Origin of the sequence: Streptomyces sp. NPDC014727, from assembly GCF_043083485.1 — a bacterium.
Taxonomy (GTDB): Bacteria; Actinomycetota; Actinomycetes; order Streptomycetales; family Streptomycetaceae; genus Streptomyces.
In genome coordinates this window covers 17415-29460 of the sequence record NZ_JBIBYR010000022.1, presented here as the reverse complement: position 1 = coordinate 29460, position 12046 = coordinate 17415, and the positions used below count along the sequence as shown (strand labels likewise).

Here is a 12046-nt window from a genome sequence, read left to right as displayed (position 1 = left end):
ACACTTCATGACCTTCCGCATGCCGCCCGAGTGGGCCCCGCACGAGCGCACCTGGATGGCCTGGCCGGGCCCCAACCCCACCTTCGACACCGACGCCGAGCTGGACGGGGCGCGCGCCGCCTGGGCCACCGTCGCCCGCGCGGTCCGCCGCTTCGAACCCGTGACGATGGTCGTCGGCCCCGGCCAGGAGGACAGCGCCCGCGCCCTCCTCGGCCCGGACATCGAGCTGGCCGTCCGCCCGCTCGACGACGCCTGGATGCGGGACATCGGTCCCACCTTCGTCACCGACGGGCGCCAACTGGCGGCGGTCGACTGGACGTTCAACGGCTGGGGCGCCCAGGACTGGGCCCGCTGGGAGCACGACCGGCACATCGCCCGCTCCGTCGCCGAACTCGCCGCCGTCCCCGTGCACCGCTCCACGCTCGTCAACGAGGGCGGCGCCATCCACGTCGACGGCGAGGGCACCGTCCTGCTCACCGAGACCGTCCAGCTCGGCAAGGAACGCAACCCCGAGTGGAGCCGCGCGCAGGTCGAGGCCGAGATCCACGCCCGGCTCGGCACCGAGAAGGCCATCTGGCTGCCCCGCGGGCTGGCCGGTGACTACGGGATGTACGGCACCCTCGGTCATGTCGACATCGTCGCCGCCTTCGTCCGCCCCGGCACGGTCGTCGCCCATGTCCAGCCGGACCCGGCCCACCCCGACCACGAGATCACCCGGGAGACCGTCCGCGTCCTGCGTGCCGCGACCGACGCCAGGGGCCGCTCCCTGAACGTCGTGGAGGTCCTGGCACCCACCGTGCTGGAGGCCGACGGCGAGTGGGTCGACTACTCCTACATCAATCACTACCTCTGCAACGACGGCGTGATCCTCTGCGCCTTCGACGACCCGCGCGACAAGGAAGCGGCGGCCGTCTTCGGCGAGCTGTTCCCCGACCGTACGGTGACCCTCGTCGACGCGCGTACGATCTTTGCCGGCGGTGGAGGCATCCACTGCATCACCCAGCAGCAGCCGAAGGTCTGAACCGTGCCCCCCGCTCCACGCCGTCGCAACGCCGCCCCGCCCCGCGAGGAACTGCTGGCCGCCGCCATGGCCACCATCGCCGAACGGGGTCTGGACGGCCTCACCATGGCCGGTCTCGGCCGTGAGGTCGGCATGAGCAGTGGACATCTCCTCTACTACTTCCGCACCAAGGACGAGCTGCTGCTCCAGGCCCTGGAGTGGAGCGAGGGACGGCTCGGCGCACAGCGGCGCACCCTGCTGTCCGGGCCGGTGACGGTGCGCGAACGGCTGGACGCGTACATCGATCTGTACCTTCCCGACGGTCACCGCGATCCGCACTGGACGCTCTGGCTGGAGGTCTGGAACCGTTCGCGGAGCGCGGACGACGACGCACGCGCCCGGCAGGCGGCGATCGAGGGCGCGTGGCACCGCGATCTGGTGGCGCTGCTGGCCGAGGGCGCCTCGCGCGGCGAGTTCCGTACGGTCGACGCCGAGCGGTTCGCGACCCGGCTGCGCGCCCTGCTCGACGGGTTCAGCGTCCATGTCGCCGTCGGCATCCCCGGCACCGGACGCTCTCAAGTCCTCGAACAGGTCAGGGAGTTCATCGACGATTCACTCATCGCCGCGGAGCCGCACCCACCGCGGTGAACGAAACGTACGTAAGTACGCGTGATCGTTGCCCGTTGCGCTCTTGTTGTGCTCCCGGCTGTTCGGGCACGGTGACGGACCATGGGACGAGAGCAGTGGAAGAAGATCTGGGTCGGCTCGGCGGGCAACATGGTCGAGTGGTTCGACTGGTTCGTGTACGCGACCTTCGCGGTCTACTTCGCGGATTCGTTCTTCCCCGAAGGCAATGAGACCGCCAATCTCATGAACACCATGGGCATCTTCGCCGTCGGCTTCTTCATGAGGCCGGTCGGCGGCTGGATGCTCGGCCGCATCGGTGACCGCAGGGGCCGCAAGGCGGCGCTCACCCTCACCGTCACCCTCATGTCGGCCTCCGCGATCCTGATCGCCGTCGCGCCGACGTACGACGTCGCGGGATACGGCGGGGTCGCCGTCCTGCTGGTGGCCAGGCTGCTCCAGGGTCTCTCCGTCGGGGGCGAGTACGCCGCCAGCGCCACCTATCTGACCGAGGCGTCCGCGCCCCACCGGCGCGGCTTCGCCTCCAGCTTCCAGTACGTGTCCATGACCGCGGGCCAGCTCGTCGGCCTCGGCCTCCAGATCGTCCTGCAGCGCAACATGTCCGACGCGGCGCTGCACAGCTGGGGCTGGCGCATCCCGTTCATCGTCGGCGCGCTCGGTGCCGCGGTCGTCTTCTATCTGCGCCGCTCCATGCTGGAGACCGAGGTGTACGCGGAGTCCGGCGCCGCGGAGCAGGCGGACCGCGGCACGCTGAAGGCGCTGTGGCAGCACAAGCGCGAGGCGTTCCTGGTGATGGCGCTGACCATGGGCGGGACCGTGGCGTACTACACGTACACGACGTACCTCACCAAGTTCCTTTCCAAGAGCGCGGGCATGGAGAAGTCCACCGCCTCGCTCGTCAGCTTCTGCGCGCTGTTCGTCTTCATGTGCATCCAGCCCCTGGCCGGTCTGCTCTCCGACCGGATCGGCCGCCGCCCGCTGCTGATCACCTTCGCGATCGGCTCCACCTTCCTGACCGTGCCGATCATGACGATGCTCAGGCACGCCGGCACCTTCTGGCCCGCCTTCGGCCTGGCCCTGCTCGCCCTGGTCGTCGTCACCGGGTACACCTCGATCAACGCCTGTGTGAAGGCCGAGCTCTTCCCGACCGGAGTCCGGGCCCTGGGCGTCGCCCTCCCGTACGCCATCGCCAACGCGCTCTTCGGCGGCACCGCCGAATACGTGGCGCTCTGGTTCAAGAAGGCGGGCGTCGAGTCCGGCTTCTACTGGTACGTGGCGGGCTGCGCCGCGGTCTCCGTGGTCGTCTACCTGACCATGCGCGAGACCCGCGACATCGACCTGGGCCGGGTCGGCGCCGGCGAGTCGCCGCACGGGCGGACGGAGCCGTCGGGCGCGACGAGTGCGACGCCCGCATCCTGAGACGGGGCACGGCACGGAGGCGGCCCTGTGCAAGACTGCTTCCGTGCCCTCGTTCGTCATGATTATTGGCAACAGGCGCGCCGGTCCGCAGTGATCGTCCGTACCACCATGTACGGCACGGCCACCGTGCCCCAGACCCGCGCGCAGACCTCTCGCACCCGCGAGGGGTTTTTTCGTTTTCCGGCCCTCACCTCGGCCGGGACGAGGCGCGCGGGATGATGGGGGCAAGTGGAGCCTGAACGTCCGGATCCACTCATCCGACAGGAGTCAGACCAGCATGACCACCAAGGCCAAGGCCACCGACGACAGTTTCCATGTCTTCGACACCACGCTGCGCGACGGCGCCCAGCGTGAAGGCATCAACCTGACGGTCGCGGACAAGCTGACCATCGCCCGGCACCTGGACAACTTCGGCGTGGGCTTCATCGAGGGGGGCTGGCCCGGCGCCAACCCCCGCGACACCGAGTTCTTCGCCCGTGCCCAGCGGGAGATCGAGTTCGAGAACGCCGAGCTGGTCGCCTTCGGTGCGACCCGCAGGGCCGGTGGCAAGGCCTCCGAGGACCCGCAGGTCAAGGCATTGCTGGAGTCCGGCGCCCCCGTGATCACGCTGGTCGCGAAGTCCCACGACCGCCATGTGGAGCTCGCGCTGCGCACCACCCTCGAAGAGAACCTGGAGATGGTCCGTGACACCGTCTCCTTCCTCCGCGAGCAGGGCCGCCGGGTCTTCGTGGACTGCGAGCACTTCTTCGACGGCTACCGCGCCAATCCCGAGTACGCCAAGTCCGTCGTCCGCGTCGCCCACGAAGCGGGCGCCGACGTCGTGATCCTCTGCGACACCAACGGCGGCATGCTTCCCGCCCAGGTCCAGGCCGTCGTCTCCACCGTGCTCGCCGACACCGGCGCCCGGCTCGGCATCCACGCCCAGGACGACACCGGCTGCGCCGTCGCCAACACCCTCGCCGCCGTCGACGCGGGCGCCACCCACGTCCAGTGCACCGCCAACGGATACGGCGAGCGGGTCGGCAACGCCAACCTCTTCCCCGTCGTTGCCGCCCTGGAACTGAAGTACGGCAAGTCCGTCCTGCCCGAGGGCGCCCTCGCCGACATGACCCGCGTCTCGCACGCGATCGCCGAGGTCGTCAACCTGACGCCCTCCACCCACCAGCCCTATGTGGGTGTTTCCGCCTTCGCCCACAAGGCCGGACTGCACGCGTCCGCGATCAAGGTCGACCCCGACCTGTACCAGCACATCGATCCCGCGCTGGTCGGCAACACCATGCGGATGCTGGTCTCCGACATGGCCGGCCGTGCCTCCATCGAGCTCAAGGGCAAGGAGCTCGGCATCGACCTCGGCGGCGACCGCGAACTCGTCGGCCGGGTCGTCGAGCGCGTCAAGGAACGCGAGCTCAAGGGCTACACGTACGAGGCCGCCGACGCCTCCTTCGAGCTGCTGCTGCGCGCCGAGGCCGAGGGGCGGGTACGCCGCTACTTCCGCACCGAGTCCTGGCGCGCCATCGTCGAGGACCGCCCCGACGGCACGCACGCCAACGAGGCGACCGTGAAGCTCTGGGCCAAGGGCGAGCGCATCGTCGCCACCGCCGAGGGCAACGGCCCGGTCAACGCGCTCGACCGGGCTCTGCGCGTCGCCCTGGAGCGGATCTACCCGCAGCTCGCCAAGCTGGAGCTGGTCGACTACAAGGTCCGCATCCTCGAAGGCCGCACCGGCACCGAGTCCACCACCCGAGTCCTCATCACCACGGGCGACGGCAACGGCGACTGGGCGACGGTCGGCGTCGCGGAGAACGTCATCGCGGCGTCCTGGCAGGCGCTGGAGGACGCCTACACGTACGGGCTGCGGCGGGCCGGGATCGAGCCGACGGAGTAGCCCTTCAGGCCGTGGGGAGGCGGAGGGACAGCCGCACCGCAGTTCCGGCGGGCGACCGGAAGGGCCACGCACACCGCGTCCCGCACCCGGCAGCTGTCGGGTGCGGGACGCGGTGCTGGTCGAGACCTGGGATCAGTCGGCCGAGGCGAGGGCGTAGCCCCACCACACGCCGTGTTCCCTGGCCAGTTGGACGCGTACCTGCTTGCCGTCCGACAGGGTGAGTTCGGCCTCGGACGTACCGCCCTGAGGGGCCTTGAGACGCTGGAGGAACGACCGGTTGTCGCGCACTGGTTCAGCACGGGCCGTGACCGGGCCGCCTGCTGCCGCCGTGGCGAGCGGACGCAGGAAGTCCGAGGACTCCCGGGTCGTCGCCGCCCCGTCGGGGTAGCCGGCGGCCAGTGCGTCGATGCCCTGTACATCCCCGTCCGCCAGACGCTGCACGAACACCGTCAGGAAGGTACGCACCTCCTCGGGCGGACGCTCGCCCTCGTAGGTGACGCTCACTTTCGGCTCGGCGGCGAGTGCGTACGGGGTGTCGTCGGTGCGGTTGAACCACCAGACGGCAGCCACACACAGAACGACGAGGACCGCGGCGGCCCCGGTGAGGGCGGCGGCGCGCTTACCAACGCGGAGTGACATGGGCGATCCAGACTGACCGAGGATGGTTACGGGTGAACACAATGCGGACGCTGGTCTCCGACATGGCCGGCCGTGCCGCTCAGGCGGCGGAGCGCGGAAGGCCGAGGGAGCGCATTTCCTCCACGACTCGGTAACCGGCGCTCGTGTACAGGTTCATAGCCACCTCGTTGCCGCCCCACACGGTGAACATCAGCGTCGAATCGCCGGCCGCCAGCGTCGCCTGTTCGCCGGCCGACATCGCGGCCCGGCCGTACCCCTTGCCGCGGTGCCGCTCCTGGACGTACAGCGAGTAGCCGTAGGTGACCCCCGGGAGGTGCCCGTGCTTCAACCAGCCGGTGCCGATCGGCCCGCCCGCCGCCTCCAGCACCAGGAACGTGTTGTCGGGCGTGGCCAGGCCCTCGGGGATCAGCTCGGCGAAGTCGCGGTCGGACTTGAGTACGGCTTCCTCGTGGCTCAGGGCTCCGGCCCGGACGATGTCGCCGACGTAGGCGACCTTCTCGGAGGCGAGCCACTCGGGATACTCGGCCTGCGTCATCGGCCGGGCGGTGACGCCATCGACTGGCTCCGGCGGGGTACTGACGCGCCGCGTCCTGAGCTGGCCGCGGACGCCGTAACCGTCGAACAGCTCACCGGCGGGCTCGGTGAGCCGTATGTCGATTCGGCCTGCGCCGCGCTCCGCGCACCATCCCTCGGCCCAGTCCCGGGCGGCCTGCTCGTGCCCCCGGCCGATGTGGAGCGCATCGACGTGGAGGTCGCCGATACGGCCCGCGAGCGCACCGTTGTCGTCGGCCACGACTACGGCGACGTATCCCACTCGGGTCCCGGCGTCCGTGATCTCGGCGACGGTCCAGTTGCCGATGCCGTCGCGTACGTCTTCGAGCATGCGCTCCGCCGCGGCCACACCGAGCCCGGCCGTCGTGTACGAGGCGCGTAGCCGTCGCTCGAAGTCCTTCCGCCAGTCCGTGTTGTCGCCAAGGATGCCGAGTTCTGTCATCTGATCACACTAGCCGGGTTGTTGTGGGGAGCAGCCGCCGATCGAGGCGAGAGTGAACTGCTCCTGGACGGCCGCGTCTAGAGGGTGTGCGTTCAGAACCTAAACACACAACTCGTCCTGCCTGCACGGGAGATCGGTACGGACCAATGTCGGCGTGATGTATTCACGGCACTGTTCCAGCGGGGTTGACTCACGCCGCAACGCCGGTACCGGTACCAGCATCCGCGCCGCGGAAGCGGATGTCCGGGCTACTTCGCCTGGTCGCCGATGGACAACTTGGAGTGGTCCTACGGCTACGACAAGCGATTCGGTATCGTCCGCGTCGACTACGGCACACAGGAGCGGACGCTCAAGGAAAGCGCCGAGTGGTACCGCGACACGATCCGCCTCACCCGCGCCGCGTAAGGGCTGTCCCGCCCGGCGCACGGGGAGCCGGCCCGGTGGGTGACCGCGCAGCCGTCACCCACCTGGGTTAGCTTCGAGATATGCGGAACAGGCTGTTCCCGACGCTGCTGGCGGGTCTGCTGCTGATCCTCTCGGTGGTCGTGCTCGCCATGGCACCGAGCGCCGCGCCCGGGGCAGCCCGCGCATCGACCGTCAACGAGGTCGCGCAGGCGCTGCGCAAGGGCCCGGTCTACGTCGACCCGGCCGCCGCCGACCAGCTCTCCCCGGGCCAGGCCGCCGCCCTGACGAGGAAGATCAAGGACGCCGGCAAGCCCGTGTTCGTCGCGGTACTGCCGCGAACCCCGGCATTCCCCGCGCAGACCGTGCTGCCGACCCTGCGCACCGACACCGGCATCACCGGTGTCTACGCGGTCCGTCTCGGCAACGGGTTCAACGCGGGCGCCGACCCCCGGGTCATGACCACGCGAGCGGTCCAGAACCTCACCGCCGCCGTGAAGACACCCGGCACGGACACCGACGCCGCGACCCAGCTCAACGCCTTCGTCGACCGCGCCGTCGAACAGGCCCGGGGCAGCGCCCCCGCCTCCTGGGGCGGATCGGCCGCGGGGAGGGGATCGTCGTCCACCGCCGGACTGATCGCCGTCGGCGCCGTCCTGGTGCTCGGCGGCGGCACGGCCTACGCGCTCGTCCGGCGCAACCGCAGGCGCAAGGAGGAGGACGAACGGGCCGCACTCGCCAAGCTCCGGGTCGTCGTGGACGAGGACATCACCGCGTACGGCGAAACGCTGGACCGTCTCGACTTCCATCCCGCCGAGGCGGGCGCCGACGACGCCATGCGCGCCGACTACGAGCGGGCGCTCGACTCCTACGAGACCGCGAAATCCCGCATGGACCGGGCCCGGCGCCCGTCCGACGTGCGCGGGGTCACCCAGGCACTGGAGGAAGGCCGCTACTCCCTCGCCGTCCTGGAGGCCCGCCGCACGGGCGGTGAGCTGCCCGCCCGCCGCCCCCCGTGCTTCTTCGACCCGCGCCACGGGCCCTCGGTCGCCGACGTCCGGTGGTCCCCGTCCGGCGGCACGGGCCGTGAGGTCCCGGTCTGCGCGGCCGACGAGATCCGGCTGCGCGAGGGCGAGGAGCCGTTGAGCCGCACCGTCGACACGGGCGACGGCCGCCGTGGCCCGTACTGGGAGGCGGGCCCGGCGTACGGCCCCTGGGCGGGCGGCTATTTCGGCGGGGGCCTGCTCCCCGGGCTGCTGGCCGGCACGCTGCTCGGCTCGATGCTGTCGTCCCCCGCGTACGCGGCGGAGTACGGCGGCGGCGACTTCGGTTCCGGCGGTGACTGGAGCGGCGGAGACTTCTCCGGCGCCGACTTCGACCCGTCGGGCTTCGACGGCGGAGGTTTCGGGGGCGGCGGCGACCTCGGAGGGGGCGGCGGCTTCGACGGCGGCGGGTTCTGAGCCGCTGATCGGCGAACTCTCGGGCAGGGGCGATCCATGCTAGACCTGAAGTTATGTCTGGTATCGGCCGATTCCGGGCGAGGCTGCGACGCTCCGTCCGGAGTTCAGATCGGCACGATGGGGGGAGCTCGGGCCGAGCCACCCCCGCGCCGTCGCGCCAGGAGACGACTTACCGCTCCCCGGGCCGCGACCTTCTCTCGCTGTTCAGCGTGCGCACCGTGGCGGGCCAGGTCTTCTGCTTCGTGCTGGGGCTCGTCGTGCTGCTGATCACCGGATTCGCGGTCGCGCTGGTGCTGCAGGGCCGCCGCGACAGTCTGCAGGAGGTCCGGATGCGCACACTGAGCGTGGCCCAGACCTTCGCGCACTCGCCGGGCATCGTGGCGGCGCTGGACAGCAAGGACCCCACCGCGATTCTGCAGCCGCGCGCGGAGCAGGTGCGCAAGGACGCCCATGTGGAATACGTCGTCGTGGCCAGCACCCAGGGCATCCGCTACACCCATCCGGACCCCGCGCTGATCGGGAAACACCTCGTCGGCCCCTGGAAGGAAGCGTTGACCGGCCCCGGCTTCACCCGGACGTTCAAGGGCACCCTGGGGCCCTCGGTCAATTCGGTGGTGCCCGTGCCGAGGCCCGACGGATCGGTGGCCGGACTGGTGTCGGTGGGCATCACCGACCGGTCGGTGAGCAGCGTGGCCGACCGGTCCATCCCGTTCAGCATCGGTGCCGGGGTGGTGGCCCTGGCGGCGACCGCGGCCGGCGCGGCGCTCGTGAGCAGACGGCTGCGGCGGCAGACCCGTGGGCTCGGCCCCCGGGAGATGACCCGGATGTACGAGCACCACGACGCGGTGCTGCACGCGGTCCGCGAGGGCGTCCTCATCATCGGGCCCGGTCGCCGGCTGACACTCGCCAACGACGAGGCCCGCAGGCTGCTCCGCCTCCCCCCCGACGCCGAGGGCCGGGCGGTGACGGACCTCGGACTGGAGCCCGCCACCGCCGAACTGCTCGCCTCCGGCCGGACCGTCACGGACGAGGTACTGCGCAGCGGCAACCGCCTGCTGGCCGTCAATCTCAGACCGACGGACGCGCGCGGCGGGCCGCCCGGCACCGTGGCGACCCTGCGGGACACCACCGAGCTCCGCAAGATCACGGGCAGGGCGGAACTCGTCCACGAACGCCTGCTGCTGCTCTACGAGGCCGGTACCCGCATCGGCACCACCCTCGATGTGACCCGGACGGCCCAGGAGCTGGCGGAGGTGGCGACGCCCGGATTCGCCGACGTGACCACCGTCGACCTCGCCGATCCGGCGATGCCCGGGGAGGAACCGACCGCTCAGTCCGACACCCCGCTGGACATGCGCCGTACCGCTGTCGCCACCACGGACCCGGACCAGCCCCTGTACCCGGTCGGCCGACTGGTCGGATTCGTTCCTTCCAGGATCCATGCCATGCGGGTGGACAGCGCGGAGACGGGGCTGGGTCCCGAGGTGATCAACCAGCTCGGCTGGCGCTACTGGGATCCCGAGCGGGCCGCCGGCATCCTCGACTACGGCTTCCACTCGGTGCTGTCCGTACCGCTGCACGCACGTGGCATCATCCTGGGCCTGGCCAACTTCTGGCGCGCGGGCGATTCCGAACCGTTCGACGACGACGACCAGTCCTTCGCCGAGGAACTGGTGGCGCGGGCGGCCGTCAGCGTGGACAACGCCCGCAGGTACACACGCGAACACGAGATGGCCGTGACACTGCAGCGCAGCCTGCTGCCCAGCGACCTGCCCGAGCAGAACGCCCTCGACGTCGCCCACCGCTACCTGCCGGCGCGGGCCGAGGTGGGCGGCGACTGGTTCGACGTGATCCTGCTGTCCGGCGCCCGGGTCGCCCTGGTCGTCGGCGACGTGGTCGGGCACGGGCTGCACGCGGCGGCCACCATGGGACGGCTGCGCACCAGCATCCACAACTTCTCCGCACTGGACTTCGCGCCCGACGAACTCCTCGGACATCTGGACGAAGCGGTCAGCCGGATCGACCAGGGTGAAACCACCGCCGACGACAACAGTGCCGAGATCGCCGGTGCCACCTGCCTGTACGCCATCTACGACGCGGTCTCCGGCAACTGCTCGGTGGCCCGCGCCGGCCATCCGTCCCCCGCGCTGGTACTCCCCGACGGCACCGTCGAGTTCCCCGAGGTACCGGCCGGCCTGCCCCTGGGCATCGGCGGCATGCCTTTCGAGGCGGCCGAGTTCCACGTACCCGAAGGAAGCCGGTTGATCCTGTACACGGACGGTCTCATCGAACCCCGTGACCGCGACATCGACACCGGCCTGGAGCTGCTGCGCACCACCCTCGCCGGTCGTGACCGGACACCGGAGGAGACCTGTGACGACCTGCTCGACGCGATGCTGATCGAGCAGCCGTCCGACGATGTCGCGCTCCTCGTGGCCCGTACCCACATGCTCGATCCCGACCAGGTCGCGCAGTGGGACGTCGCCATCGACCCGGCGGCCGTGGCCGGAGTCCGCAAGAACGTCGCCGAGTGGCTCGCCGACCGGGGTCTGGACGAGGAGGCGTTCACCACCGAGCTGATCCTGAGCGAGCTGGTCACCAACGCGGTCCGCTACGGCAGCGGACCGATCGAAGTCCGCCTCCTGTACGACCGCAACCTGATCTGCGAGGTGTCCGACACCAGCAACACCTCGCCGCACCTGCGCTACGCGGCGACGACGGACGAGGGCGGCCGGGGCCTGTTCCTCGTCGCCCAGATCGCCGAACGGTGGGGCACCCGTTACACCGAGACGGGCAAGGTGATCTGGTCCGAGCAGACGGTCGGCGAACCGGAGGAGGAGAACGAGGAGGACGAGAAGAACGGGGGGAAGGGGAAGAACGACTGAAGCGTGCTGTGGAAGGCCCTGGGCGGTTGTCGCCCGGAGTGCCGACGCGGAGCCGCCGTGACACGCTGAAATGAAGGGGGACGGGATCTCGCCGACAGGGGGACGAGGATCCCGCCGGTCCCGGCATGGCCGCCGGACCGACGGTTCTGCCACCCGAGGAGATCGACATGGCCGGTGACACGAACGGGACCGCGGCAAGCCACACGTACCCGAGCCCTACGCACGCGCCCACATCCGGTACCACCGTCCTGGCAGCAGTCCTGATGGTCATCGGTGGAGCCATGGCGATCTTCGAGGGGGTCGCTGCCCTTACGAAGGGCCACCTGTTCGTCTTCACGCGCCACTACGTGTTCGAGTTCAGCCTGACGGGCTGGGGCTGGGTCCACCTCATCCTGGGCATCGTTCTCGTCCTCGCCGGCTGTGCCGTGTTCAGCGGAGCCCTGTGGGCGCGCTTCTTCGGTGTCGCCGTCGCCGGCCTGGGCGCGATCGCCAACTTCCTGTGGCTGCCGTACTACCCCTTGTGGGCCATGGTGCTGATCGCCGTCAACATCCTTGCCGTCTGGGCGCTGTGCATGGGCATGCACCGAGAAGCGCACGCGGGCCCGACCGTCTGACCCGGCACGTCTTGGGCCGAGCAGCGTCACCGTGTCAACCGCGACCTACGGCGGCGGAGAGTTCCGCCCGCAATTTCTCGTACGTCGGAGGGAGTTGACGAGG

General features: G+C 70.3%; 9 protein-coding genes and 1 pseudogene. 8 read left to right on the top strand and 2 right to left on the bottom strand.

The window, feature by feature from the left end; genetic code table 11:
- The first annotated feature begins 7 nt into the window (after window positions 1-7).
- The 4 genes from ACF1B9_RS28110 to cimA all read left to right on the top strand — a co-directional run bounded on the left by ACF1B9_RS28110 (window position 8) and on the right by cimA (window position 4949).
- Window positions 8-1021, top strand: coding sequence for an agmatine/peptidylarginine deiminase (locus ACF1B9_RS28110; protein WP_391742754.1), 1014 nt, complete (start codon window positions 8-10; stop codon window positions 1019-1021).
- A 3-nt stretch (window positions 1022-1024) separates the two neighbouring features.
- Window positions 1025-1648, top strand: a complete 624-nt coding sequence (locus ACF1B9_RS28105) for a TetR/AcrR family transcriptional regulator (RefSeq protein WP_391742756.1) — start codon at window positions 1025-1027, stop codon at window positions 1646-1648.
- 81 nt (window positions 1649-1729) lie between these two features.
- A complete protein-coding gene (locus ACF1B9_RS28100) occupies window positions 1730-3064 on the top strand; it encodes an MFS transporter (RefSeq protein ID WP_391742757.1) in 1335 nt (444 codons plus the stop codon).
- A 277-nt stretch (window positions 3065-3341) separates the two neighbouring features.
- Window positions 3342-4949, top strand: coding sequence for a citramalate synthase (gene cimA / locus ACF1B9_RS28095; RefSeq protein ID WP_391742759.1), 1608 nt, complete (start codon window positions 3342-3344; stop codon window positions 4947-4949).
- A gap of 132 nt (window positions 4950-5081) precedes the next feature.
- Here the strand turns inward: cimA and ACF1B9_RS28090 are convergent, their stop codons facing one another.
- Both ACF1B9_RS28090 and ACF1B9_RS28085 read right to left on the bottom strand, forming a co-directional pair.
- Entirely contained in the window at window positions 5082-5588 is a 507-nt protein-coding gene (locus ACF1B9_RS28090; RefSeq protein WP_391742761.1) for a hypothetical protein, read from the bottom strand.
- Window positions 5589-5667: 79 nt separating this feature from the next.
- The gene (locus ACF1B9_RS28085; RefSeq protein ID WP_391742762.1) at window positions 5668-6582 is read right to left on the bottom strand and encodes a GNAT family N-acetyltransferase; all 915 of its coding nucleotides are present in this window, start codon (window positions 6580-6582) and stop codon (window positions 5668-5670) included.
- A 240-nt stretch (window positions 6583-6822) separates the two neighbouring features.
- Here ACF1B9_RS28085 and ACF1B9_RS28080 point away from each other — a divergent pair.
- The 4 genes and pseudogenes from ACF1B9_RS28080 to ACF1B9_RS28065 all read left to right on the top strand — a co-directional run.
- Window positions 6823-6987: pseudogene (locus ACF1B9_RS28080) on the top strand (family 1 glycosylhydrolase); the annotation flags it as partial.
- 80 nt (window positions 6988-7067) lie between these two features.
- Window positions 7068-8444: a hypothetical protein gene (locus ACF1B9_RS28075; RefSeq protein ID WP_391742763.1), complete on the top strand. Its 1377-nt coding sequence runs from the start codon at window positions 7068-7070 to the stop codon at window positions 8442-8444.
- Window positions 8445-8662: 218 nt separating this feature from the next.
- Window positions 8663-11329, top strand: a complete 2667-nt coding sequence (locus ACF1B9_RS28070; RefSeq protein ID WP_391742944.1) for a SpoIIE family protein phosphatase — start codon at window positions 8663-8665, stop codon at window positions 11327-11329.
- A 167-nt stretch (window positions 11330-11496) separates the two neighbouring features.
- Window positions 11497-11943: a hypothetical protein gene (locus ACF1B9_RS28065; protein WP_391742764.1), complete on the top strand. Its 447-nt coding sequence runs from the start codon at window positions 11497-11499 to the stop codon at window positions 11941-11943.
- Window positions 11944-12046 lie beyond the last annotated feature (103 nt).

What these genes read in the sequence shown, in the direction of transcription:
- ACF1B9_RS28110 (WP_391742754.1), top strand. Translation starts at nt 8, where the DNA reads ATGACCTTCCGCATGCCGCCCGAGTGGGCCCCGCACGAGCGCACCTGG.
- ACF1B9_RS28100 (WP_391742757.1), top strand. Translation starts at nt 1,730, where the DNA reads ATGGGACGAGAGCAGTGGAAGAAGATCTGGGTCGGCTCGGCGGGCAAC.
- cimA (WP_391742759.1), top strand. Translation starts at nt 3,342, where the DNA reads ATGACCACCAAGGCCAAGGCCACCGACGACAGTTTCCATGTCTTCGAC.
- ACF1B9_RS28090 (WP_391742761.1), bottom strand. Translation starts at nt 5,588, where the DNA reads ATGTCACTCCGCGTTGGTAAGCGCGCCGCCGCCCTCACCGGGGCCGCC.
- ACF1B9_RS28085 (WP_391742762.1), bottom strand. Translation starts at nt 6,582, where the DNA reads ATGACAGAACTCGGCATCCTTGGCGACAACACGGACTGGCGGAAGGAC.
- ACF1B9_RS28075 (WP_391742763.1), top strand. Translation starts at nt 7,068, where the DNA reads ATGCGGAACAGGCTGTTCCCGACGCTGCTGGCGGGTCTGCTGCTGATC.
- ACF1B9_RS28065 (WP_391742764.1), top strand. Translation starts at nt 11,497, where the DNA reads ATGGCCGGTGACACGAACGGGACCGCGGCAAGCCACACGTACCCGAGC.